The 23,191-nt window shown below is 65.6% G+C and carries 19 protein-coding genes; 10 read left to right on the top strand and 9 right to left on the bottom strand.

What is annotated here, in order from left to right; all coding sequences use genetic code 11:
- Positions 1-27 precede the first annotated feature (27 nt).
- The 6 genes from atpA to ICJ04_RS15445 all read left to right on the top strand — a co-directional run bounded on the left by atpA (position 28) and on the right by ICJ04_RS15445 (position 7,437).
- Positions 28-1,575, top strand: coding sequence for a F0F1 ATP synthase subunit alpha (atpA, locus tag ICJ04_RS15470; RefSeq protein ID WP_188325064.1), 1,548 nt, complete (start codon positions 28-30; stop codon positions 1,573-1,575).
- A 58-nt stretch (positions 1,576-1,633) separates the two neighbouring features.
- A complete protein-coding gene (gene atpG, locus ICJ04_RS15465; protein ID WP_188325063.1) occupies positions 1,634-2,497 on the top strand; it encodes a F0F1 ATP synthase subunit gamma in 864 nt (287 codons plus the stop codon).
- Between the two features lie 37 nt (positions 2,498-2,534).
- A complete protein-coding gene (atpD, locus tag ICJ04_RS15460; protein WP_188325062.1) occupies positions 2,535-3,941 on the top strand; it encodes a F0F1 ATP synthase subunit beta in 1,407 nt (468 codons plus the stop codon).
- 113 nt (positions 3,942-4,054) lie between these two features.
- A complete protein-coding gene (locus tag ICJ04_RS15455) occupies positions 4,055-4,477 on the top strand; it encodes a F0F1 ATP synthase subunit epsilon (RefSeq protein WP_188325061.1) in 423 nt (140 codons plus the stop codon).
- Positions 4,478-4,739: 262 nt separating this feature from the next.
- Complete coding sequence (gene aroQ / locus ICJ04_RS15450; protein WP_188325060.1) at positions 4,740-5,213, top strand: gamma subclass chorismate mutase AroQ; 474 nt, start codon at positions 4,740-4,742, stop codon at positions 5,211-5,213.
- Between the two features lie 28 nt (positions 5,214-5,241).
- Complete coding sequence (locus ICJ04_RS15445) at positions 5,242-7,437, top strand: YfhO family protein (RefSeq protein ID WP_223203083.1); 2,196 nt, start codon at positions 5,242-5,244, stop codon at positions 7,435-7,437.
- A gap of 329 nt (positions 7,438-7,766) precedes the next feature.
- Here ICJ04_RS15445 and ICJ04_RS15440 read toward each other — a convergent pair whose 3' ends face one another.
- Positions 7,767-8,150, bottom strand: coding sequence for a GtrA family protein (locus tag ICJ04_RS15440; protein WP_188325058.1), 384 nt, complete (start codon positions 8,148-8,150; stop codon positions 7,767-7,769).
- 83 nt (positions 8,151-8,233) lie between these two features.
- On the opposite strand from ICJ04_RS15440, the gene glmU reads away from it, so the two are divergent.
- Entirely contained in the window at positions 8,234-9,598 is a 1,365-nt protein-coding gene (gene glmU / locus ICJ04_RS15435; protein ID WP_188325057.1) for a bifunctional UDP-N-acetylglucosamine diphosphorylase/glucosamine-1-phosphate N-acetyltransferase GlmU, read from the top strand.
- A gap of 152 nt (positions 9,599-9,750) precedes the next feature.
- Here the strand turns inward: glmU and ICJ04_RS15430 are convergent, their stop codons facing one another.
- From ICJ04_RS15430 to ICJ04_RS15405, 6 genes are all read right to left on the bottom strand, one after another.
- Entirely contained in the window at positions 9,751-11,097 is a 1,347-nt protein-coding gene (locus ICJ04_RS15430; protein WP_188325056.1) for an ATP-binding protein, read from the bottom strand.
- A complete protein-coding gene (locus ICJ04_RS15425; protein WP_188325055.1) occupies positions 11,094-12,437 on the bottom strand; it encodes a sigma-54 dependent transcriptional regulator in 1,344 nt (447 codons plus the stop codon). Before ICJ04_RS15425 ends, ICJ04_RS15430 begins: the two co-directional genes overlap by 4 nt.
- 111 nt (positions 12,438-12,548) lie before the next feature.
- Complete coding sequence (locus ICJ04_RS15420) at positions 12,549-13,763, bottom strand: FtsX-like permease family protein (RefSeq protein WP_188325054.1); 1,215 nt, start codon at positions 13,761-13,763, stop codon at positions 12,549-12,551.
- 21 nt (positions 13,764-13,784) lie between these two features.
- The gene (locus ICJ04_RS15415; RefSeq protein ID WP_188325053.1) at positions 13,785-15,089 is read right to left on the bottom strand and encodes an ABC transporter permease; all 1,305 of its coding nucleotides are present in this window, start codon (positions 15,087-15,089) and stop codon (positions 13,785-13,787) included.
- Between the two features lie 8 nt (positions 15,090-15,097).
- Positions 15,098-15,814, bottom strand: a complete 717-nt coding sequence (locus ICJ04_RS15410) for an ABC transporter ATP-binding protein (protein ID WP_188325052.1) — start codon at positions 15,812-15,814, stop codon at positions 15,098-15,100.
- A 26-nt stretch (positions 15,815-15,840) separates the two neighbouring features.
- Positions 15,841-17,118, bottom strand: coding sequence for an efflux RND transporter periplasmic adaptor subunit (locus ICJ04_RS15405; protein WP_188325051.1), 1,278 nt, complete (start codon positions 17,116-17,118; stop codon positions 15,841-15,843).
- 205 nt (positions 17,119-17,323) lie between these two features.
- On the opposite strand from ICJ04_RS15405, the gene glmS reads away from it, so the two are divergent.
- Positions 17,324-19,162, top strand: a complete 1,839-nt coding sequence (gene glmS, locus ICJ04_RS15400; RefSeq protein ID WP_188325050.1) for a glutamine--fructose-6-phosphate transaminase (isomerizing) — start codon at positions 17,324-17,326, stop codon at positions 19,160-19,162.
- An 84-nt stretch (positions 19,163-19,246) separates the two neighbouring features.
- Here the strand turns inward: glmS and ICJ04_RS15395 are convergent, their stop codons facing one another.
- Positions 19,247-20,368, bottom strand: coding sequence for an NADH:flavin oxidoreductase/NADH oxidase (locus ICJ04_RS15395; protein WP_188325049.1), 1,122 nt, complete (start codon positions 20,366-20,368; stop codon positions 19,247-19,249).
- Between the two features lie 507 nt (positions 20,369-20,875).
- Here ICJ04_RS15395 and ICJ04_RS15390 point away from each other — a divergent pair.
- Entirely contained in the window at positions 20,876-21,307 is a 432-nt protein-coding gene (locus ICJ04_RS15390; RefSeq protein WP_188325048.1) for a CBS domain-containing protein, read from the top strand.
- 92 nt (positions 21,308-21,399) lie between these two features.
- On the opposite strand, the gene gloA is transcribed toward ICJ04_RS15390, so the two are convergent.
- Entirely contained in the window at positions 21,400-21,918 is a 519-nt protein-coding gene (gloA, locus tag ICJ04_RS15385) for a lactoylglutathione lyase (RefSeq protein WP_188325047.1), read from the bottom strand.
- A gap of 124 nt (positions 21,919-22,042) precedes the next feature.
- Here gloA and ICJ04_RS15380 point away from each other — a divergent pair, with 124 nt between their 5' ends.
- Positions 22,043-23,146, top strand: coding sequence for a PLP-dependent cysteine synthase family protein (locus ICJ04_RS15380; protein WP_188325046.1), 1,104 nt, complete (start codon positions 22,043-22,045; stop codon positions 23,144-23,146).
- Positions 23,147-23,191 lie beyond the last annotated feature (45 nt).

Raw genomic sequence — 23,191 nt, 5'->3', positions numbered from 1 at the left:
CGTTACCGCCGGCACTAGGACTCGACGATGGCAACCACGCTCAATCCCTCCGAAATCAGCGAACTGATCAAGAACCGCATCGAGAAGGTCAAGCTGGCCGCGGAATCGCGCAACGAAGGCACCGTGACCAGCGTGTCCGACGGCATCGTGCGCATCTTCGGCCTGGCCGACGTGATGCAGGGCGAAATGATCGAACTGCCCAACAACACCTTCGCCCTCGCCCTGAACCTGGAGCGCGACTCGGTCGGCGCCGTGGTGCTGGGTGATTACCAGAACCTTCGCGAAGGCGACGTGGCCAAGACCACCGGCCGCATCCTCGAAGTGCCGGTTGGTCCGGAGCTGCTCGGCCGCGTGGTGAACGCGCTGGGCGAGCCGATCGACGGCAAGGGCCCGCTGGGCACCGAACTGACCGCTCCGGTGGAGCGTGTGGCCCCGGGCGTGATCTGGCGCAAGTCGGTCGATCAGCCGGTGCAGACCGGTTACAAGTCGGTCGACTCCATGATCCCGATCGGCCGTGGCCAGCGCGAGCTGGTCATCGGTGACCGCCAGACCGGCAAGACCGCCCTGGCCATCGATGCGGTGATCAACCAGAAAGACACCGGCATCAAGTGCGTGTACGTCGCGATCGGCCAGAAGGCATCGACCGTGGCGAACATCGTGCGCAAGCTGGAAGAGAACGGCGCGCTGGCCCACACCGTGGTCGTCGCCGCCACCGCCTCTGAATCGGCTGCGATGCAGTACATCAGCGCCTACGCGGGCTGCACCATGGGCGAGTACTTCATGGATCGCGGCGAAGACGCCCTGATCGTGTACGACGATCTGTCCAAGCAGGCTGTCGCCTACCGCCAGATCTCGCTGCTGCTGAAGCGCCCGCCGGGTCGCGAAGCCTACCCGGGCGACGTGTTCTACCTGCATTCCCGCCTGCTCGAGCGCGCCGCCCGCGTGTCCGAAGAGTATGTGGAAAAGTTCACCAACGGCGCCGTGACCGGCAAGACCGGTTCGCTGACCGCACTGCCGATCATCGAAACGCAGGCCGGCGACGTGTCTGCGTTCGTGCCGACCAACGTGATCTCGATCACCGACGGTCAGATCTTCCTGGAAACCGATCTGTTCAACGCCGGTATCCGTCCGGCCGTCAACGCCGGTATCTCGGTGTCACGCGTGGGTGGCTCGGCCCAGACCAAGATCATCAAGAAGCTGTCCGGCGGCATCCGTATCTCGCTGGCCCAGTACCGTGAACTGGCTGCGTTCGCGCAGTTCGCCTCGGACCTGGACGAAGCCACCCGCAAGCAGCTGGAGCGCGGTCAGCGCGTCACCGAGCTGATGAAGCAGAAGCAGTACGCGCCGATGTCGATCGCCAACCAGGCGCTGTCGATCTACGCCGTCAACGAGGGTTACCTCGACGACGTGCCGGTCAACAAGCTGCTGGCGTTCGAAGAAGGCCTGCACGCCCATTTCGCCAACACCCAGGGCGAGCTGATCGGCAAGGTCAACGCCACCGGCGGTTGGGACAAGGACATCGAAGAGGCCTTCAAGAAGGGCATCACCGAGTTCAAGACCACCGGCAGCTGGTAACAGCGCACGTGGAGCGGGGCCAGTCCCCGCTCTACCGTTGAACATACGGGAATAAGAGATGGCAAGCGGACGCGAAATCAAAACCAAGATCAAGAGCGTGCAGAACACCCGCAAGGTGACGCGCGCGCTCGAGATGGTCTCGGCCTCCAAGATCCGCAAGGCGCAGGAGCGGATGAAGACCTCGCGTCCGTACGCGCAGGCGATGAAGCAGGTGATCGGTCACCTGGCGCAGGCCAGCACCGACTACCAGCACCCGTTCCTGGCCGAGCGCGAGCAGGTCAAGCGCGTGGGCTACATCGTGATCTCGTCTGATCGCGGGCTGGCGGGTGGCCTGAACAACAACCTGTTCCGCAAGACGCTGGGCGAAGCCCGTGCGTGGCAGGAAAAGGGCGCTGAAGTCGATATGGTGACCATCGGCCAGAAGGCATCCACCTTCTTCCGCCGGATCAAGGTCAACATGGTCGGCAGCGTGACCCATCTGGGTGACGTGCCGCGGCTGGAATCGCTGATCGGCGTGATCAAGGTGATGCTCGATGCATTCACCGAGGGCAAGGTCGACCGCGTGTACCTGGTGTACAACCGCTTCGTCAACACCATGACCCAGACCGCCAGCTTCGACCAGCTTCTGCCGTTGCCGGCGGCTGAGAAGCAGGTCGCTCACCACGACTGGGATTACCTGTACGAACCCGATGCCGCGACCGTGCTGGAGCACGTGATGACGCGTTACATCGAGTCGCTGGTGTACCAGGCCGTGCTGGAAAACGTCGCTTCCGAGCATGCGGCACGCATGGTGGCGATGAAGGCGGCCAGCGACAACGCGAACAAGCTGATCGGAACCCTGCAACTGGTCTACAACAAGGCCCGCCAGGCAGCGATCACCCAGGAAATCTCCGAAATCGTCGGCGGCGCAGCAGCAGTCTGACGCGCACGTCCAAAGCACACATTTAGAGGATGCAGCAATGAGTCAGGGCAAGATCGTTCAGATCATCGGCGCGGTCGTTGACGTCGAGTTCCCCCGTGAGTCGGTGCCGAAGGTGTATCACGCACTGAAGGTCGACAACACCGAAATCACCCTCGAAGTCCAGCAGCAGCTGGGCGACGGCGTGGTCCGCTGCATCGCCCTCGGTTCCACCGATGGCCTGAAGCGCAACCTGGTCGCCACCAACACCAACCGCGGCATCTCCGTGCCGGTCGGCGCGGGCACGCTGGGCCGCATCATGGACGTGCTGGGTCGCCCGATCGACGAAGCCGGTCCGGTCACCGCCAGCGACACGTGGGAAATCCATCGTGCCGCGCCGTCGTACGAAGACCAGTCCCCGGCCACCGAGCTGCTGGAAACCGGCATCAAGGTGATCGACCTGATGTGCCCGTTCGCCAAGGGCGGCAAGGTCGGCCTGTTCGGCGGCGCCGGCGTCGGCAAGACCGTCAACATGATGGAACTGATCAACAACATCGCCAAGGCGCACAGCGGTCTGTCCGTGTTCGCCGGCGTGGGTGAGCGTACCCGTGAGGGCAACGACTTCTACCACGAGATGAAGGACTCCAACGTCCTGGATAAGGTCGCGATGGTGTACGGCCAGATGAACGAGCCGCCGGGCAACCGTCTGCGCGTTGCGCTGACCGGCCTGACCATGGCCGAGTACTTCCGCGACGAGAAGGACGCGTCGGGCAAGGGCAAGGACGTGCTGCTGTTCGTCGACAACATCTACCGCTACACGCTGGCCGGTACCGAAGTGTCGGCACTGCTGGGCCGCATGCCGTCGGCCGTGGGCTACCAGCCCACCCTGGCCGAGGAAATGGGCGTCCTGCAGGAGCGCATCACCTCCACAAAGAACGGCTCGATCACCTCGATCCAGGCGGTCTACGTGCCGGCCGATGACTTGACCGATCCGTCGCCGGCGACCACCTTCGCCCATCTGGATTCGACCGTGACCCTGTCGCGTTCGATCGCCTCGCTGGGTATCTACCCGGCCGTGGATCCGCTGGATTCGACCAGCCGCCAGATGGACCCGCTGGTCATCGGCCACGAGCATTACGACACCGCCCAGCGCGTCCAGCAGACCTTGCAGAAGTACAAGGAACTGAAGGACATCATCGCGATCCTGGGCATGGACGAACTGTCGGAAGAAGACAAGCAGGCCGTGACCCGCGCCCGCAAGATCGAGCGCTTCTTCAGCCAGCCGTTCCACGTGGCCGAAGTGTTCACCGGCTCGCCGGGCAAGTACGTGTCGCTGAAGGACACCATCCGTGGCTTCAAGGCCATCGTCGATGGCGAGTTCGACCACCTGCCGGAGCAGGCGTTCTACATGGTCGGCAGCATCGAAGAAGCGGTCGAGAAGGCCAAGAAGATGGCCGAGAAGGCCTGATCCGGGACGGGCGGGAGCGATCCTGCCCGACCTGACACCGGCGCCGGGCACCCGCCCGCGCCGTGGCTCCTCCCCGGTGGCATCGTGCCGCCGCGAACAGTGAAGAGATTTGCATGAGCACGATCCGTTGCGACATCGTCAGCGCCGAGCAGGAAATCTTCCGGGGTGAAGCGACCCTGGTCGTGGCCACCGGTGAGCTGGGCGAGCTGGGCATCGCGCCCAAGCACGCACCGCTGATCACCCGCCTGAAGCCGGGCAAGGTCGTGGTCACCCAGGCCAATGGCGAGCAGCTGGACTTCTTCATCACCGGCGGCATCCTGGAAGTACAGCCGCAGGTGGTAACCGTGCTGGCCGATACGGCCATCCGCGCGCAGGACATCGATGAAGCCGCCGTACGCAAGGCCAAGGAAGAAGCCGAGCGCATGCTGGCCAATCGCGGCGAAGGCATGGAGATCGCCGAAGCCCAGCAGAAGCTGGCCGAAGTGACCGCCCAGCTGCAGGCGCTTGAACGCCTGCGCAAGAACTTGAAGCACTGACCGCTGCCGGGCGGCGGCGACCCGATTGGGCGCCGCGCTTGTACGCGACGGCTTCACCTGCGCCGGCCTTGTGCCGGCGTTTGTATTTTCCGTGCATCGTCCAGGATGCCGGCGCGAACTGTGCGCCGGTTCCTCGTGCTGGCCACCCACCGGGCTCACCCTGTGTGCTTCTTCTTCCGGAAGGTGCGCCATGCCTGTTCTCGATTGCTGCCGGGCAGTGCTGCTTGCGACGTTGCTGCCTGCCGCCGCGCAGGCCACCCCGATGGATCGCTTCGTTGCCGTCGCCGCCGAGCGCAATGCCATTGCGCATGAGGTGGCAGCGTTCAAGTACCCCGCCGCGCGCCCGGTGGAAGATCTCATCCGCGAAGCACAGGTGCTGCAGGACAAGCGCGTCCGCGCGACCCAGCTGGGCCTGGACGCGGAAGCGGTGGCGCATTTCTACCGCCAGCTGATCGAGGCCAACAAGCTGATCCAGCATGTCGCCTTCCATCGCTATGCGGCAGGGGAGGTGCCACCGCCCGCGCCTTCGCTGGAGGCGTTGCGTCGCCTCATCGACGCGGCAGACGAAAAGCTGCTGGCGCTATGGCCCGACATCGCGCCGGAGCGCGGCCAGCCGGGCTGCACGAAGACGGTTGCCGAGGCAGTGGATCGCAGCAGGCAGGAGGCCCTCGGGCATGTCGCGTTGGTGCGGGCCATGACTGATCTTTGTCGCCTCGAAACTGACGGCGCGCGCTGACGAAGCAAGGAAAGCACGGGTGCAGCAGATGATCAGCACGACGGCGGCCACGAGCGGCTGGGCCCGACTCCGGCAGACGACGGGATTGGCATGGAGCGCCCTCTGGCTGGTTCTCTGCCTGCCGTGGCTGCTTGGCGTCTGGACGATTCCCTTCGATGCGGTCCAGCAGTTCTTTCCGGCAGTGAGCTTCACCGCGCAGCAGCTGCTGCAGCTCGACCTACCCTGGTGGAATCCTTACCTGCACGGTGGATACCCGCAGTTGGCCGATCCGCAGATGATGACCCTGCAGCCGACCGTGGTGCTGCCGATGCTGCTGGCACCGACGTCCCTGCACTGGTTCACGGTGGTGATCCTGCTGCATGTGCTGGTGGCGGGGATGGGGGCGTTGAAACTTGCGGCAACCCAGGGATTGCAGCGCTTGCCGCAGCTGATGTTCGCCCTGGTCTTCCTGTTCGGAGGGGTCGCGGCGGCGCGCCTGCAGCATACCCCGATGATCGTCAGTTACTGCATGCTGCCCTGGCTGTGGCTGGCACTGGACCAGCTGCGCCGCCATCTGCAGTGGCGGCATGCCGTGCTGGCCGGCATCGCGGGTGGGCTGTGCGCGCTGCAGTTGACCCAGGTCACGTATCTGATCGTGCTCGCGTGCGCGGTTTATTCGGTGGGCGCGCTTGTCGTCGCTGATCGCCAGCGCGTTCGCCTGCTCCTGCAGTTGGCCGTGGTGGGGGCGGTGGCTGCGCTGATCAGCGCACCGCAGTGGCTGTCGACGTTCGCGTGGCTGGCACAGACCAATCGCGATGGCGTCACGCTCGACACCGCGCTGCCCGGGGCCATCCAGTGGCAGTCCCTTGCCACTCTGCTTTCAGGCAACATCTTCTCGCAGGGCCGTGGTGACAGCTGGGCATTCGGCGATGTCACGACCGACTATCTCTACGTAGGTGCCGTCCCGTTGGCGGTCTGGCTGGCGTGGGGCGGCGAGGTCATTCGTCGCACGCCCACGCAGGCGCGCATCGCGTTGGCGGTCGTCGTTTTTGCCGTCCTGTTCGCCCTGGGGGGCGCGACGCCGGTGTTCCCGCTGCTGTTCGAGTGGCTGCCCGGGCTGGACCTGTTCCGTCGACCCTCCGATGCGCTGTTCCTCGCGGTGCCCGCAGCGGCATGGTTGGCTGCGTCCGCCTTGCAGGTTGCACTCGCCCAGCACGGGCTGCGACCGCATTGGCCATCGGTGCTGGTGACGGGTCTGGTGGCGGTGGCCAGCGGCTGGCTGATCGTCAGCACTGGCCGGTTGCCAGGGTTTGCCTGGATCGCGCTGAGTGCGGTGCTGGGGACGCTGGCCGTCCACCAGCTGCGTCGGCATCGTGCGCCCGCACGCTGGGTGCTCGGGTTGGTTCTGCTCGATCTGCTGGTGTTCAACGTCAGCACCTCATTCAACGCACGCAGTGCGACCCGTCCCGTCCTTACCGCCAGTCGCGCTGGCGCGGCGCAGAGTGCGTACCAGCTGTTGTCCGCGCAGCGCACCGCCTCCGGGCCGCAGCGTGCCCTGGTCTTCGGCATCGGTGCGTTGACGAACGGTGCGGCCGTGCACGCGCTGCCGTTGGCCAATGGCTATAACCCGCTGCTGGATGCCCGCTACCTGCGGATGGTCGGCATGCCCGGCGATCCGTTGGAGAACGTGCAGGAAAAACCGGACACCCCGTGGACCGCGGACTTCAACGCGCCCCTGTATGACCTGCTGGGTGTGCGGTGGGTGCTCGCGCCAGGTGCCTTCCCCGGCTCGCGCGCCCACGATGATCAACTGCAGTATCTGCGTCGTGACAGCGTGTTGCCGCGCCTGCTCAACCCGCGCCAGGTGCGCTGGCATGACGAAGACCTGCCGCCCGCGGCGGCCTTCAACGAGACCGACTTCGGCGCCGCGCTGTGGCTGCCGCAAGGTGCGCAGCGGGGCCTCTGCCCGGAGGCCGGAGGCGGTGTGCTGCAGGTGCTGGAACAGCACCACGCGGCGAGCACGATGACGGTGCGGATGCACGCTGACGCGCCCGCGTGGCTGGTGGTGAACGATGTGATCGCCCCGGGCTGGAGGGCGGAGATCAACGGGGAGGCGACAGACGTGCTGCGCGCCAACGGGTTGTTCCGTGCCGTCTGCGTACCCGCGGGCACGCACGAGGTGACACTGCGATTCAGCCCCCTGCAGTTGTGGCGCGAAGGCCTGGCGGCGCGCCTGGGCCGGTAGCGGTCCCGTCTCGGCGTCCCGGGCGCATCCGCACGTGGGCCTCGCCGTGGTAGCGCCGACCCATGGTCGGCGGCTGTTGGCGTTGGTGGGTGAAGCACCGCGCGGTGCGCTTGCCGAGCGCGGCTCGGCGCTACCGGACTCTGCGCGTGTGCCTCGCCGTGGTAGCGCCGAGCCACGCTCGGCGGCTGTTGGCGTTGGTGGGTGAAGCACCGCGCGGTGCGCTCGCCGAGCGCGGCTCGGCGCTACCGGACTCTGCGCGTGGGCCTCGCCGTGGTAGCGCCGACCCATGGTCGGCGGCTGTTGCACGCGGTGCCGGAAGCACTCTTGCTTCAGCGGAACACCAGCCAACGCATCAACAGGAACGACAGCGCGGCCAGCAGGCCTTCCACCAACGGCTTGGCCAACCAGGCGTACTGCAGTCCCAATGCGTCGTGGGCGGCGGCGACCAGCACCGTGCTCACTGCAGTGACCGCAGCCCACAGGCCGATGAAGCGCACGAAGCGCCGCCATCCCAGCCGCTGCCTGTCCTGATCGGCGAACGTATAACGCCCGTTGAGCCAGAAGCCCAGCAGCATGCCGCTGGCGCGACCGATGACATTGCCCGGCACCACCGGCATGCCCATCGCGGTCACCGCCACGAACACACACCAGTCCAGCAGAAGCTGGACCAGGCCGACGACGAGGTAGGAACCACCTTGGCGGAGCAGGGACATGGACACGGGATGCAGGGCGCGTGACGCATGTTAACGGGCTGCGTTCTAGAATGTCGGCACACCATTGCGGACACCGTTATTCCATGAGCCAAGCCCTGCACGTGATCATCCTGGCCGCCGGCGCGGGCAAGCGCATGAGGTCGGTATTGCCGAAGGTGCTGCAGCCGGTCGCGGGCCAGCCCATGCTGGCGCACGTGATCGCAACGGCACGCGAACTGCAGCCCGCTGCGATCCACATCGTCTACGGTCATGGCGGGGACGCCGTGCGTGCGCGGTTCGCCGACCAGCCCGACCTGTTTTGGGCGGAGCAGGTGCAGCAGCTCGGGACCGGCCATGCGGTCGCGCAGGCCATGCCGGACGTGCCTGACGCCGCGCAGGTACTGGTGCTGTACGGCGACGTGCCGCTGATCCGTGCGCAGACCCTGCGCGACCTGCTGGCGCAGCCAGGCCGGCTGGCCGTGCTGGCAGCGGAGATGGAGAATCCCACCGGCTACGGTCGCATCGTGCGCGACGCAGAGGGCAAGGTCGGCTCCATCGTGGAGCAGAAAGATGCGAGCGAGGAGCAGCGCCGGATCCGTACGATCAACACCGGCATCATCACCGCCGAATCCACCGCCCTGCGGCGCTGGCTTTCACAGTTGTCCAACGCCAATGCGCAGGGTGAGTACTACCTCACCGACGTGTTCGCGTTCGCTGCCAATGAATACACCGCGGCCGACATGTCCCTGGTGGCGGATCCGCAGGATGCCGAAGGCGCCAATGATCCGTGGCAGCTGTCCCAGCTTGAGCGCGCCTGGCAGCAGCGTGCGGTGCGTGCGCTGTGCGAGCAGGGTGCCCGCGTGTTGGACCCGGCAAGGCTGGACATCCGCGGCGATGTGACCGTCGGCCGTGATGTGCAGATCGACGTCAACGTGATCCTCGAAGGACGCGTCGAGCTGGCAGATGGCGTGGTCATCGGACCGTTCACGCGGTTGAAGAACGTCAAGCTGGGCCCGGGTACCGAGGTGCGCGCGCACTGTGACATCGAAGGCGTGGTGACCGAGGGCGCGGCGCAGATCGGACCCTTCGCGCGGCTGCGTCCGGGCACCGTGCTGGCCGACGGGGCACACGTGGGGAACTTCGTGGAAACCAAGAACGTCCGCATGGGCGTAGGCAGCAAGGCCAACCATCTGACCTATCTGGGCGACGCGGTGATCGGCAGCAAGGTGAACATCGGCGCGGGCACCATCACGTGCAACTACGATGGGGTGAACAAGTCACAGACGACGATCGGTGACAACGCCTTCATCGGATCCAACAGCTCATTGGTGGCGCCCGTGCTCGTCGGCGAGGGCGCGACCATTGCCGCGGGATCGGTGATTACGCGCACCGCGCCGGACGGCCAGTTGACCGTCGCGCGCGTGCGCCAGCAGGTGGTTGAAGGCTGGCAGCGCCCGCAGAAGAAGTAGGCAGGTAGAGCCGACTTCAGTCGGCTGCAGGGCAGCCCCGGTAGAGCCGACTTCAGTCGGCTCTACCAAGCGTGACGTCCCATGGTTCACGCCCCACGTCCACATCCACGCACCACCTCCCAGGCTCCCCCCACGCCCGCAACCCCTTGCCGTCAGTTCACCGGCAACAGCAGCGACACGCAGAGGCCGCCGTCCGTGCGGTTCTGCAGCGCGATACGCCCACCGTGCGCTTCGATGATCTCCCGCGTGAGCGCCAGGCCCAGCCCGGTACCGTTGCGCTTGGTCGAATAGAAGGGCATCAATGCGTTCTGCAGGACGGCCTCGTTCATGCCCTTGCCGCGGTCCAGCACGTCCAGCCGCATCCACTGCGGCAGGCGGGTCAGCTGCACACGCACGTCGTCGTTGGGGGGATCAGACTCGGCACACGCCTCATGCGCGTTCTTCACCAGGTTCAACAACGCCTGCCCCAGCTGGGCGATGTCCACGCGGCTGTGCAGGTCGTCGGGAATCTCATCCATCTGGAAGGGGATCTGCTGCTGCAGGCTGGCCAGGAACGGCGCCCAGTGCACTGTCTGCAGCTGCGGGTGTGGCAGCTTGGCAAAGCGCGCATAGCCCCGGATGAAGCCTTCCAGGTGACGCGCCCGATCTTCGATGGTCGAGAAGATCTCCGGCAGGCGGTCGAAGCGTTCGCGCCTGACCAGTTCACCGCCGGAGTGCGCCAGCGAGGCGATGGGAGCCAATGAATTGTTGAGCTCATGGCTTATCACCCGGATCACTTTCTTCCAGGTCTGTACTTCCTGCCGCCGCAGTTCAGCGGTCAGCAAGCGGATCAGCAGCAGGTCGTGCGGTCGCCCATTGAGGTGGAACGCGCGCCGCGACAGATGGTAGATCTGCTCGTCATCGTCGTCATCACTCTCTTCCTCGCGCACGGCGAACAGGCTGTCGCCGCCGCGCGAGATGGCGTCGCGCAGCGCCAGCGGCATCTGCTCCAACAGTTCCAGCAGACGTTGGCCTTCCAGCTTGTACCCGCCGTGCAGCAGCTTGCGTGCGGCCAAGTTTGAGAACACCACACGCTGCACGCCGTCACCGCCTGCGGCAAGCAACAGCATCGCCACCGGCGTGTTCTGCACCATGGTGTCGAGCAGCAGTTCGCGCTGCACGAGTGACTGCCGCTGCTCGCGCAGTACATCCCCGAGCTCGCGGTGCGCCTGCACCAGATGGCCCAGCTCATCCTGTGCCGACCAGTGCACGCTGAAATTGAACTCGCCGTCCTTGTAGCTGCTGACCACGCCGGACAACGCGCGCATCACCGAACGTACCGGCGCGATGGCGCGGCTGAGGCTGATCCACATCAACGACAGCAGGACGATGCCGGAGAGCAGCGCGACGGCCCAGCCGTGGTCCATCCAGTAGGCCAGCAGCCACGGCAGCGCCGCCGCCAGGGCGAGCACCGGCAGCAGGCGCAGGAACAAGCGCACGGTGAGGGAGCGCGGCTTCATTCGCGGGGGATGTCGTAGCGATCCATCCGACGGTACAACGCTTGTCGGCTCAGCCCGAGCTCCGCCGCGGCCTGCGCGATGATGCCGTGGTTGCTGGCAAGCGCGCTTTCGATGCGCTTGCGATCCGGGTCAAGCGCCGCGCTGTTGCTACGTACGTTGGCCGCTGCGCGTGGCAGATTGAGGTCGGCTACCTCGATGCGCGGACCGGTCGCCAGCAGCTCGGCACGCTGGATCACGTTGCGCAGCTCGCGCACGTTGCCAGGCCATGCATGGCGCTGCAGGGCGCTGAGGGCCGCAGGTGACAGCGGCTTGTCATCGCTCAGGAAGTGCTCGGCAAGCGGTGCGATGTCGCCGGTCCGCTCAGCCAGCGGCGGCAACGCCAGCTCGACCGTATTGAGGCGGTAGTACAGATCTTCGCGGAAGGTGCCCTCGCGGATCATCGCGGCAAGATCCGCGTTTGTCGCACTGACCACGCGCACTTTGACCTGCCGTTCGCGGTTCGAACCCAGCCGCTCGAAGCGGCCCGTTTCCAGCACGCGCAGCAGCTTCATCTGGCCGCCCAAGGGCAGGTTGCCGATCTCATCGAGGAACAACGTGCCCCCATCGGCGGCTTCGAACTTGCCTTCGCGCGCCTTGTTGGCACCGGTGTACGCGCCGGCGTCGGCGCCGAACAGCTCTGCTTCGATCAGATCGGCGGGCAGTGCGCCGCAGTTGACGGTGACGAAGGGGCCCTTGGCCACCGGCGAATTGGCCTGGATGATCTGCGCGATCTTCTCCTTGCCTGCGCCATTGGGACCGGTGATCAGTACCGGCAACGTCGAGCGCGCCACCTGGCAAGCCAGCGCGATGACGCGCTCGCTGGCGGCATCGGCGAACACCGCGTCGCACAGCTGGTAGCGGGCCTGCAGATCGGTGCGCTGGCGTTGCTCCCGTTGGCGGCGCTGGTCCAGTTCGCGGCGTGCCTCGGACAGCTCCAGCAGGTTGTTTACCGTGGTCAGCAGTTTGCGGTCATCCCAGGGCTTGGCCAGATAGTCGGCGGCCCCTGCCTTCACCAGATCCACCGCACTGCCCAGATGGGTCCACGCGGTCAACAGGATCACCGGCAGGTCAGGGTGCGCCTGACGGATGCGCGCGAACAGGGCTTCGCCTTCTTCGCCCGAGGTCGTGTCCTCGGTGAAGTTCATGTCCTGGATGACCAGATCCACCGGATGTTCGCGCAGCAGCGCCAGCCCCTGTTCGGGCGAGGTGGCCTGGAGGGTATCGATGTCATGCAGGGAAAACAGCACGTCCAGCGCGGTAGCCACGCTGGTGTTGTCGTCGATGATCAGGATCGCAGGCATTGAGCAGCTTCTGGTAGCGCCGAGCCGTGCTCGGCGGAACGTAGGCGCCGGCCGGGGCGCGGCGCTACGGACATCATGGCAGCAGGATATACAAGCCGCGCCAGCCGTGCCTCAGCTGCCGCGGGTGGCCACCGCCGGCGGTACCGCAGCGGCGCGCCGCGCCGGCCCGAACACCGCGATCTGTCCCAGCAGCCACAGCAGCACGGCGCCGATGGGCAGGTAGATCAGCGGCATGCGGGGCAGCTCATAGGTATTCATCAGGGCCAGGTTGATGGCATACGCCGCCAGCATGCCGAGCACGATGCCGACCGTGGCCAGCAGGAAGTTCTCGGTCTGGAAGTAGCGCAGGATCTGCCCGCGGGTCGCTCCCAGCGCACGGCGGATGCCGATCTGCTTGCTGCGCTGCTGTACCCAGAAGCTGGCAAGGCCGACGATGCCCAATGCGGTCACCACCAGCAGGGCAACGCAGACGGTGATCAACAAGCCGACCATGGCGCGATCATTCTTGAAGAAGTCGTTGCGCTGGTCCTCATAGGTCAGTTTCTCGCGGACCAGGCGGTTGGGATCGTTGCGTTCCAACGCGGCCAGCGCGCCTTTCAGCACCTCATCGCGACGCTCCGGGGCGGACCGCAGCAGATAGACGCCTTCGGTGAAGTCGGTCCGCAGCGGCATGATGAGCGACATCGCCGTGTTGTCGCCCCAGCCGGTGGGCGTGGCCAGGTGCTGCACGATGCCGATCACGTTGAGTGGCTGGTCGCCGGAATAGAACGTCTTGCCCAGTGCCGTCTGTCCCGGCGACAGGCCGTCAGCGGCCGCCTGGGTGATGATCACCGGCACCGCCTTAGCCGCGCCTTCGCCGCTCTGCGCTTTCTCGCGGTCCACGTACTCACTGGGCAGGAAGTCGCGTCCGGCAATCAGGTTCAGTCCGAGCGTGGACAGGGCCCCTTCGTTGAAGCTGTACATGGCCGCGTGGATCGTGGGGCGCTCCTGTTCGGGTGTACGCGCGATGCCGCTGTTGGAGGAGTTGTTGCGGAACGGCAACTGGTTGGCGCGCGACACCTGGGTGACCCCTGGCACGGCGCGCAGGGCAGCGATGTCCTCGCGCGTGCGGGCCATGGCATCGGTCTGTTTGCCGATGCCGCTGACCCGCACCACGATCAGCTCTTTTTCGGCCACGCCGCTGGGTTGGCTGATCTTGTCGATGCGCTGGCTGACCAGGAACAGCGCGTTGCAGACGATGGCGCAGGTCAGGGCGACTTCGAGCACGATCAGCGAGGCGGCCGTCTTGTGCCGGCGCAGGGTGCTGAGGATGGGGCGGATGTCCATGCAGGTTCCTTGGTCTCGTGCTTACTGCGATTTAAGCTGGATGGCGGGGGTGACCTGCATGGCGCGCCACGCCGGCAACAGGCCGGCGGCGAGGCTGGCGAACAGGGTCAGGCCGAGTGCAAGCAGCAGCATGGTGCCGTCCAGATGAGCGAGCTTTGCGTACTCCACGGGTTGCTGGCGCACGGCATACAGCCCGGCCAACGCAAGCAGGATGCCGAGCAGGCCACCGGCCACGCCCACCGCGCCCGCCTCCACCACGCACTGCAGGAAGATCTGCCCGCGGCTGGCGCCAAGCGCGCGGCGCACGCCGATTTCGCCACTGCGGCGCAGGAACTTGGCCAGCAGCAGGCCGACCGTGTTGATCAGGCACACCACCAGGAAGCCCAGCGCCAGCCACAGCTGCAGCCGTACGTCACTGGGAACGGCCTTCTTGAAATCCAGCCATTCCATCACCGAGGACAGCTTGACGTTGGCCGGGCGCTGGAATCGGCCAGCGGCACGCTGCTGGTCGGAATAGTTCAGCAGGTACTGCCGGTAGTCATCGACCTTGGCCGGATCCAGTTCCACCCAGTACTGCAGCCACGTACACGGTGCATTGAGGTCCGAGCTGCTGCCATTGGGCGCTCCTTCGCCGAAGCAGTTCATGTTGCCGCTGCTGCCCAGCTTCAGCTCGACGGAGGTGGAGAACGGCAGCAGCACGTCTTCTTCGTTGCCGTAGGCGCCGGTGGACAGATCGAAGAACCGCGGCTCGGGCTGCCATTCTTTCAGTACGCCGACCACGCGCATCGAATGCCCGCTGACGTTGACTTCGCGGCCCACGCTGTTGGCCCCGTTGAACAGCTTGTCGTTGAGCGTCTTGGACAGAACCGCGACGCGGCTGCGGCCTTCATCGTCGGTGGCCGTCCACCCATTGCCATACTGGAAGGGCACATCGAACATCGGGAAAAAATCGGCCGAGGTGTAACGCGAGTCCAGCGAGAACGGCTTCAGCGTACTGTTCTGCGGCACGATGGTCGCGCCGCCGGCGGTCATCACCGCCTGATGGATCCCTTTCTTGTCGCGCAACAGCGCTTCGGCATCGAACCGGGTCATCTGCTCTTCGGGCTCTTCACCGGGCACGAAGCCGGCACGCGGACGCGGGTCGACCTGCACGTAGAACAGACGGTCGCTCTTGCCGGGAATGGGATCGCCGGACAGCACATGGAATACGGTGAGGGTGGTCATCGAGGCGCCGATGCCGAGCGCGATGGCGACCACCATCAGGGCGGTCAGCACCCTGTTACGACGGAAGCTGCGCAGGGCCAGCCGGGTGTAGTAAGCAAACATGGCGGACCTCACTCGTTGACCGCGGCCACGCGCCGGGCGGTGGCCAGGACCGGTTCGCGCAGCAGGTCGGTGACCTGGCCGTCGACGATATGCACGTTGCGCTGCGCGCGCGCAGCCAGCTCTGGATCATGGGTGACCATGACGATGGTGGTGCCGGCGGCGTTGATTTCCTCCAGCAGTTCCATCACGCCACGGGCCATCTGGCTGTCCAGGTTGCCAGTGGGTTCGTCAGCCAGCAGCAGGCGCGGGCTGCCCGCCAGGGCGCGGGCAATGGCGGCGCGTTGCTGCTGGCCACCGGACAATTCGTTGGGATAGTGCTTCATGCGCGAACCCAGGCCGACCTGGCCGAGTGCCTTTTCGATGCGCTCGCGGCGCTCGGCCGAGGACATGCCGCGGTAACGCAGTGGCACGTCCACGTTGTCGAACAGGTTGAGGTCGGGGATCAGGTTGAACCCCTGGAAGATGAAGCCGATCTTCTGGTTGCGCAGGCGGCTGCGTGCATCATCACCCAGCTGGCTGACGTCCTGGCCATCCAGCAGATAGGTGCCGCTGGTGAAGGTCTCCAGCAGGCCGGCGATGTTGAGGAAGGTCGTTTTGCCTGACCCCGACGGGCCGGTGACGGCGACGAACTCCCCCTCGTTGACCTTCAGATCCAGCGAACGCAGGGCATGGGTTTCCACCTGTTCGGTACGGAACACTTTGGCGACAGCGCGCATCTCAAGCATGGTTCTCTCCAGGATTAGGGGATGGATCAGTTGATGGAAACGCGCTCGGCGTCCTTGAACAGGTCGCTGCCGGCGACCACGATGCGATCACCCGGCTGCACGCCGGACAGGATCTCCACTTCGCCCAGGCTGCTCACGCCCAGTTCGACGGGGCGGCGCACGGCGGTGCTGCCCTCCATCACGTAGGCGTGTCCGCTGCTTTGCTCGACGAAGGGGCCGCGCTCTACTTTCAGTACGTCCTTGCGGGTGTCCAGCAGAACCCGCACCGACATCCGCTGGCTCTGGCGCAGGCCGGCCGGTTGCTTGTCGGCAAAACGCACGCGCGCGTTGACCTCACCGCTGACCACTTCGGGCGAGACGGCGGAAATTTCGCCGGGGAAGGGTTCGCCACTGCCGCTGGTCAACTGGGCGGGCATGCCGATCGCCAGGTCGCGTGCGAAGCTCTCCGGCACCTTGATCTCGATTTCGAAGTTGGACAGATCGACCACGCCCAGCACCGGTGCGTTGGCGATCAGGTTGGTGTGTTGCACGGCCTGCACCTGGCCGACCTGGCCATCGAAGGGCGCCCGCAGGGTCAGCGCATCCACCTGCCGTTTCACTTCCGATACCACCGCACGCTGGCGGTCGGCCAGCAGGCGTTTGTTGCGTGCGTCCAGGTCGGCGCCCTGGCCCTGCAGGCTGGCATCGGTCTGCGCGTTGAGCAGGCTGATATCGGCCTTCTTCAGGCTGTCCTGCGCACGGGCCAGATCGATCTGCGGCACCGCGCCGCCATCGAAGCCGCGCTGGTAGCGCTGCAGGTCGCGCTCTGCAGCGACCTTTTCGATACCCGCCTGGTCGGTGTCCTTGCGCGACTTGGCCCGGGTCAGCGTGGCATCCAGCGCGGCACGGCTGGACTCCGCTTCCAGCCCAGCCAGCGCGGCCTCTTCCTGGGCAAGCTTGCTGCGCAGTTCCGGGCTGTCGATCACGGCCAGCTCCTGGCCTTGCTTGACCACGTCGCCGGCCACCACTTTCAGGTTCACCGTGCCGGCGGAGATGGCGTACAGGATCGGGCTGTTGGCCGCGATCACCCGGCCTTCGGCGGCGATGTCGCGTACCAGGTCGCCCCGCTGCACTTCGGCCACGCGCACGCGGCTGCTGTCGAAGGAACGGCTGGCGTTGAGCCATCCGTGCACCGCGAAACCGATCCCGGCCAGCACCAGGACGGCGGCCAGTGCCGGCCAGCGGTAGCGGCGCACCAGCGCGGCGCGGCCGCTTGTCGCACGGGTGGAAACAATCTGGTCCTGGGCGGAAGTGTCGCGGATCATCGAAGGGCCTGGGTGGTCGGTCTGCCTTCAGGGAAGCAGAGAGCGTGCCAACTGTTCGGTCCTTTTGGATCAGGGAGTTACGGTTTGTGCCGCGGTGTCCGCCTGTCCGCGGACACCGGGCCGGACACTTTCGTTAAGCGGACACACAGAGGCGCAGGGAGAGCCACGCTAGAATGCGGAGCTCAACACCAAAGGATGTGCGTCTATGTGCGGGATCGTGGGTGCGATTGCGGGTCGTGATGTGGTGCCTGTCCTCATCGAAGGACTGAAGCGACTGGAATACCGCGGCTACGATTCATCCGGCATCGCGGTGCTGCAGCAGGGTGAGCAGCCGGATATCCGCCGCGTGCGCCGGACCGGTCGCGTTTCGGAGATGGCCACCGCTGCCGATGCAGAGGGCTTCAGCAGCGTGCTGGGCATCGGCCATACCCGTTGGGCCACCCACGGCGGGGTGACCGAAGCCAATGCGCATCCGCATATCAGCGAGGGCGTGGCGCTGGTGCACAACGGCATCATCGAAAACCACGAAGAGCAGCGTGAAAAGCTGCGTGCGCTCGGCTATGTCTTCGAGTCGCAGACCGATACCGAAGTCATCGCCCACCTGATGCACCACCACCTGAAGGGCGGCGACAGCCTGCTGTCCGCGCTGCAGCGCACGGTGAAGGAACTGACCGGTGCCTATGCGCTGGCAGTGATGAGCCGTGCCGAGCCCGATCACTTCGTCTGCGCGCGCATGGGCTGCCCCCTGCTGGTCGGCATCGGCGACGGCGAGAACTTCGTTGCCTCGGACGTATCGGCGATCATCTCGTCCACGCGGCGGGTGATCTTCCTGGAAGAGGGCGACACCGCCGACGTACGACGCGACGGCGTGCAGGTGTATGGCCACGACGATGCTCCCGTGCAGCGCGATGTCCACCTGTCTGATGTGTCGCTGGCCTCGCTGGAGCTCGGCCCGTACCGTCACTTCATGCAGAAGGAAATCCACGAACAACCGCGCGCGCTGGGTGACACCATCGAAGCGGCGATCGACGCCGGTGGCTTCCCGGTGGAACTGTTCGGAAAGAACGCGCAGGCGGTGCTGTCGGGCATCACCGGCGTGCAGATCCTGGCATGTGGCACCAGCTATTACGCCGGCCTGACCGCGCGCTACTGGATCGAATCCATTTCCGGCCTGCCGTGCAGCGTGGAGATTGCCAGCGAGTACCGCTACCGCGCGGCGTATGCCGATCCCAAGCACCTGATCGTGACGATTTCGCAGTCCGGCGAAACGCTGGATACGATGGAAGCGTTGAAGTACGCCAAGTCGCTGGGCCACCTGCATACGCTGTCGATCTGCAACGTCCCGGAAAGCGCGATCCCGCGCGCCAGCGAACTGGTCTGCTACACCCGTGCCGGTGCGGAAATCGGCGTGGCGTCGACCAAAGCGTTTACGACCCAGCTGGCGGCGCTGTTCCAGCTGACCGTAGTGCTGGGCAAGCTGCAGGGTCGCGTCGATGCGGCGCAGGAATCGGAGTATCTCGAGCAGCTGCGCTTCCTGCCCGGCAGCGTGCAGCATGCGCTGAACATGGAGCCGCAGATCGCTGCATGGGCCGAACGCTTCGCGCGCAAGAGCAGTGCGCTGTTCCTGGGCCGTGGGTTGCATTACCCGATCGCGCTGGAAGGCGCGCTCAAGCTGAAGGAAATCACGTACATCCACGCCGAGGCCTACCCGGCCGGCGAGCTCAAGCACGGTCCGTTGGCGCTGGTGGACGAAGACATGCCGGTGGTGGTGATCGCACCCAACGACAGCCTGCTGGAGAAGGTCAAATCCAACATGCAGGAAGTGCGCGCGCGCGGCGGTGAGCTGTTCGTGTTCGCCGACCAGGACAGCAATTTCGTCGAATCCGAAGGCGTGCACGTGATCCGCACGCCGCGCCATGCCGGCGTGCTCAGCCCGATCGTGCACACGATCCCCGTGCAGCTGCTGGCGTACCACACCGCTCTGGCCCGCGGCACCGACGTGGACAAGCCGCGCAACCTGGCCAAGAGCGTGACCGTCGAATAAAAAAGGGGACGGAGGGGATTAAGTCGTTTTCGGCCTCTAGGCCGAAAACGACTTAATCCCCTCCGTCCCCTTTTTGTCGTTCGCTTACTGGGCCGAGGCGCGGCCTGGGCCGCGGTAGCGCGCCAGCCAATGGGCGTACGGGGCGGGCAGGGTGGTCCAGGCGGGGTTCTCGACGCCCAGCTCCTGCGCCAGCTGGTACGGGTAGTGCGGGTTGGCCAGGTGTGCGCGACCGATCATCACCAGGTCGCTCTGCTGCTTCTGCACGATGTCTTCGGCCGCTTCGGCGCCATCCACGCACCAGCCTACGGCCACTGGGATGCCGGCTTCATCGCGCACGCGCTGGGCAATCGGCGCCAGGAAGGACGGCGTGCCCCACGGCACCACGCCGGTCGGGATGACGAAGTTGATGCTGACGTTGAGCAGGTCCAGCCCGCGTTCGCGCATCTGCCGTACCAGTTCGATGGATTCAGCGACGGTCTCTTCATCGCGGCCGTCATACTCGATGACGCCCATGCGTGCGGTCAGCGGCAGATCGGCGGGCCACACCGCGCGTACGGCAGCGACCGTTTCCAGCAGGAAGCGGGCCCGGTTGTCGAAGTTGCCACCGTACTGGTCATCGCGCTGGTTGCTGTAGGCGGAGAAGAAACTCTGCGCCAGGTAGCCGTGCGCGAAATGCAGTTCCAGCCATTTGAAGCCCGCATCGCGTGCCCGTTCGGCGGCCGATACGAAGTCCGCCTGCACGCGCTTGATGTCGTCCAGGGTCATTTCCTGCGGCAGCTTGGACAGGCCACCACCGAAAGCGATTGCCGACGGCGCCAGGGTCGGCCAGCCGCGCGCATCGTCCTCGGCCATATGGTCGTCACCTTCCCACGGCAGGTTGGCGCTGGCCTTGCGTCCGGCATGGCCGATCTGGATACCCGGTACCGCGCCGGTCTCGGCGATGGCGGCGGCGATCGGGGCCAGTGCGTCAGCCTGGGCGTCATTCCACAGGCCAAGGCAGCCGGGGGTGATGCGACCTTCTGCGGACACGCCGGTCGCTTCCACGATGACCAGGCCGGCACCGCCACGGGCCAGCCCCGTGTAATGCGCCAGGTGCCATGCGTTGGGCACGCCATCGACGGCGGAGTACTGGCACATCGGCGGCACCGCGATGCGATTGCGCAGGGTCACGCCTTTCAGCTGGAACGGAGAGAACAGTCGGGACATGGAAAAAATCCGGGGGAGGAGGGGGAGCAACGGCATCACGTACCGTGCGCTGCCCAGACAATGGGGGCCGGCGGAGGTGTAATCCATGGCGCTGCAGCAGGCGGAGGCAGGACGCTGCATGTCATCGGTGCAGGCATCAGCCGCGTCGAGCCAGACGCGTCACGCGGTCCACTGCGCGCGAACTGGGACAGAACAGCACCGTTCTGTCCGCATGGCGGCAGCGGTCGACCAATCTTGAGTGCACGTCACCGCCGATATTCAGCGGCGGTTTCATCCGCGGTGCCATTCTCTGGATTGTTGGCAAGTCTCCACGACATACAGTCCTATCCAAGCCGATAGTGACCGATGGTCGCAGTCGTAGAATCGAGCTGGCCGGGGTGTGGGTCGCGTCGTTGAACCTGCCTCGTTCGCGTTGCACCAGACGTGCGCTGCAAGGTCCGGTCCCGCGGTGGGGGCGCACCGGCAGAGCCCATTTTTTGAATCAGTGAACTGCAACAGGAAACAAGAATGAACGTTCGCGAGCTTCTGCAATCCAAGAAAGAAACGGTCATCACCATCGATATGGAAGACACCATCGGTGCAGCCGCGCACAAGATGAGTGCGAACAAGATCGCTGCCCTGGTGGTGATGAAGGACGGTGTACCGGTTGGCATCATTTCCGAGAAGGACATCGTGCGCTGCGTTGCCGATGATGGTCCGCAGGCCGGCCGCCGGGTGATCTCGAGCGTGCCCTCCACCGGCCTGGAAGGCATCGCCCCCGAGGCGACCCTGAAGCAGGCCATGTCGCTGATGACGTACTCGCGTCGTCGCCACCTGATGGTCACTGATGGCACGACGCTGGTAGGCATCCTCAGCCTGGGTGACATCGTCAAGAATCTGCTGGGTGAGCTGGAGCTCGAGAAAGCCGTACTGCAGGACATCTACCTGGCGGCGCACTGACGCCAACAAAAAAAGGGGACGGAGGGGATTAAGTCGTTTCTGGCACCGCTATGCCAGAAACGACTTAATCCCCTCCGTCCCCTTTTTCGGGGTCAGGCGTTGGAGATGATTTCGACCCAGTAGCCGTCAGGGTCCTTGATGAACGCCAGGTGCTTCATGCGGCCATCTTCCAGACGCTTCTGGTAGGGCACCTGCAGGTCGTCGAAGCGCTGGCAGGCCGCCTGGATGTCCGGCACCGATACGCAGATGTGACCGAAGCCACGCGGGTCGCTGTTGCCATCGTGGTAGACCGGGCCGGATTGGGTCTCGGTACCGTGGTTATGGGTCAGCTCCAGCACGCCGGACAGGCCAGCCATCCACAGGCGGCGGGCCGCGTCGTCTTCCGGAACCGCCGTGTCGGCGGGCAGCAGGGCCAGGAAGTACAGGCTGAACTGCGCTTCGGCGAAGTCGCGCTTGTCGAGCAGTTGGTAGCCCAGTACACGGGTATAGAAATCCAACGATGCCGTGGCGTCCTTCACCCGCAGCATCGTGTGGTTGAAGACGAAGCCGGCTGTTTCTGCCGGAGGCTGGGCGGCGACGCCGGGAACAGTGCGCAGGGTAGCGAGGGTCATGGGGACTCCTTATCAAGACGGGCCGGTCAGGGCCGAAACGCCCATTCTACCGGCGGGCGGATGACGACGGCCCGGCGTAGAATGTCGGTTCCGCACCGCTCCACTACGGACATCAGACCCCGCCATGTCGCAGCGTGAATGGGTGGCAGCCGCCATCCGCAAGATCGAGGCCGATTTCAATCGTTCGGCCGATACGCATCTGATCCCGATGGATCTGCCCGGTTTTCCCGGCATCGATGTCTATTTCAAGGACGAGTCCAGCCATCCCACAGGCAGCTTGAAGCATCGGCTGGCGCGCTCGCTGTTCCTGTACGCGTTGACCAATGGCTGGCTGCGCGAGGGCCGACCGGTGATCGAGGCGTCCAGTGGCTCCACCGCGGTATCCGAAGCGTACTTCGCGCGCTTGCTGGGGTTGCCGTTCATTGCGGTCATGCCGGCCACCACCTCGCCGGAAAAGATCGCGGCGATCGAGTTCCACGGTGGCCGCTGCCATCTGGTGCAGAGCGCCTGCGGCCTGAATGCCGCGTCGGAGCAGCTGGCGCGCGAGACCGGCGGGCACTTCATGGACCAGTTCACGTTCGCCGAGCGCGCCACCGACTGGCGCGCCAACAACAACATTGCCGAATCCATCTTCAAGCAGATGGCCGAAGAGCCGCATCCCATCCCGGAATGGATCGTCTGCAGCCCGGGCACCGGCGGCACCGCGGCCACGCTGGGTCGCTACGTCAGCTACCGTCGGCACAACACGCGCATCCTCTGCGCCGATCCGGAAGTGTCCGTGTTCTACGACGGTTACCGCGCCGCGCTGGCGGGTGAGCCGTGGAAGCACCTGACCTGCGAAGGCGGCTCTCGGGTGGAAGGCATTGGCCGGCCACGGGTAGAGCCCAGTTTCATTCCGACCAGCGTAGATGCGATGGTCAAAGTGCCCGATGCCCTGGCGCTGGCGGCGATGCGTCAGGTCAGCCGCAGCCTGGGACGCCGTGTCGGCGGGTCCACGGGCACCAATTTCATCGGCGTACTGCAGGCCGCGCAGTGGATGCGCGATGCGGGGCGCGGCGGCAGCATCGTCACCATCCTCTGCGACAGCGGCGAGCGCTACGCGCACAGTTACTACGATCGGGCGTGGTACGAGCGCATGGGTATCGATGTGGTGGGTGCAGACGCCGTGCTGGAAGGCGTCATGGCCGGTGGATCGCTGCCGGTGCTGCCGGTCAGTCACCTGGAATAGCGACGAAGGCCTGAAGCACGCAGCCCGTCGGCGGAATGCCGGCGG

The sequence above is a fragment of the Stenotrophomonas sp. 169 genome (genome assembly GCF_014621775.1).
Taxonomy (GTDB): Bacteria; Pseudomonadota; Gammaproteobacteria; order Xanthomonadales; family Xanthomonadaceae; genus Stenotrophomonas.
The sequence above is the reverse complement of the archived record's forward strand: the minus strand, read 5'-3'. Positions and strand labels throughout refer to the sequence as shown.

What these genes read in the sequence shown, in the direction of transcription:
- ICJ04_RS15405 (WP_188325051.1), bottom strand. Translation starts at nt 17,118, where the DNA reads ATGATCCGCGACACTTCCGCCCAGGACCAGATTGTTTCCACCCGTGCG.
- atpG (WP_188325063.1), top strand. Translation starts at nt 1,634, where the DNA reads ATGGCAAGCGGACGCGAAATCAAAACCAAGATCAAGAGCGTGCAGAAC.
- ICJ04_RS15395 (WP_188325049.1), bottom strand. Translation starts at nt 20,368, where the DNA reads ATGTCCCGACTGTTCTCTCCGTTCCAGCTGAAAGGCGTGACCCTGCGC.
- ICJ04_RS15380 (WP_188325046.1), top strand. Translation starts at nt 22,043, where the DNA reads ATGTCGCAGCGTGAATGGGTGGCAGCCGCCATCCGCAAGATCGAGGCC.
- ICJ04_RS15410 (WP_188325052.1), bottom strand. Translation starts at nt 15,814, where the DNA reads ATGCTTGAGATGCGCGCTGTCGCCAAAGTGTTCCGTACCGAACAGGTG.
- gloA (WP_188325047.1), bottom strand. Translation starts at nt 21,918, where the DNA reads ATGACCCTCGCTACCCTGCGCACTGTTCCCGGCGTCGCCGCCCAGCCT.
- ICJ04_RS15455 (WP_188325061.1), top strand. Translation starts at nt 4,055, where the DNA reads ATGAGCACGATCCGTTGCGACATCGTCAGCGCCGAGCAGGAAATCTTC.
- atpA (WP_188325064.1), top strand. Translation starts at nt 28, where the DNA reads ATGGCAACCACGCTCAATCCCTCCGAAATCAGCGAACTGATCAAGAAC.
- glmU (WP_188325057.1), top strand. Translation starts at nt 8,234, where the DNA reads ATGAGCCAAGCCCTGCACGTGATCATCCTGGCCGCCGGCGCGGGCAAG.
- atpD (WP_188325062.1), top strand. Translation starts at nt 2,535, where the DNA reads ATGAGTCAGGGCAAGATCGTTCAGATCATCGGCGCGGTCGTTGACGTC.
- glmS (WP_188325050.1), top strand. Translation starts at nt 17,324, where the DNA reads ATGTGCGGGATCGTGGGTGCGATTGCGGGTCGTGATGTGGTGCCTGTC.
- ICJ04_RS15420 (WP_188325054.1), bottom strand. Translation starts at nt 13,763, where the DNA reads ATGGACATCCGCCCCATCCTCAGCACCCTGCGCCGGCACAAGACGGCC.
- ICJ04_RS15425 (WP_188325055.1), bottom strand. Translation starts at nt 12,437, where the DNA reads ATGCCTGCGATCCTGATCATCGACGACAACACCAGCGTGGCTACCGCG.
- aroQ (WP_188325060.1), top strand. Translation starts at nt 4,740, where the DNA reads ATGGATCGCTTCGTTGCCGTCGCCGCCGAGCGCAATGCCATTGCGCAT.
- ICJ04_RS15445 (WP_223203083.1), top strand. Translation starts at nt 5,242, where the DNA reads ATGATCAGCACGACGGCGGCCACGAGCGGCTGGGCCCGACTCCGGCAG.
- ICJ04_RS15390 (WP_188325048.1), top strand. Translation starts at nt 20,876, where the DNA reads ATGAACGTTCGCGAGCTTCTGCAATCCAAGAAAGAAACGGTCATCACC.
- ICJ04_RS15430 (WP_188325056.1), bottom strand. Translation starts at nt 11,097, where the DNA reads ATGAAGCCGCGCTCCCTCACCGTGCGCTTGTTCCTGCGCCTGCTGCCG.
- ICJ04_RS15415 (WP_188325053.1), bottom strand. Translation starts at nt 15,089, where the DNA reads ATGTTTGCTTACTACACCCGGCTGGCCCTGCGCAGCTTCCGTCGTAAC.
- ICJ04_RS15440 (WP_188325058.1), bottom strand. Translation starts at nt 8,150, where the DNA reads ATGTCCCTGCTCCGCCAAGGTGGTTCCTACCTCGTCGTCGGCCTGGTC.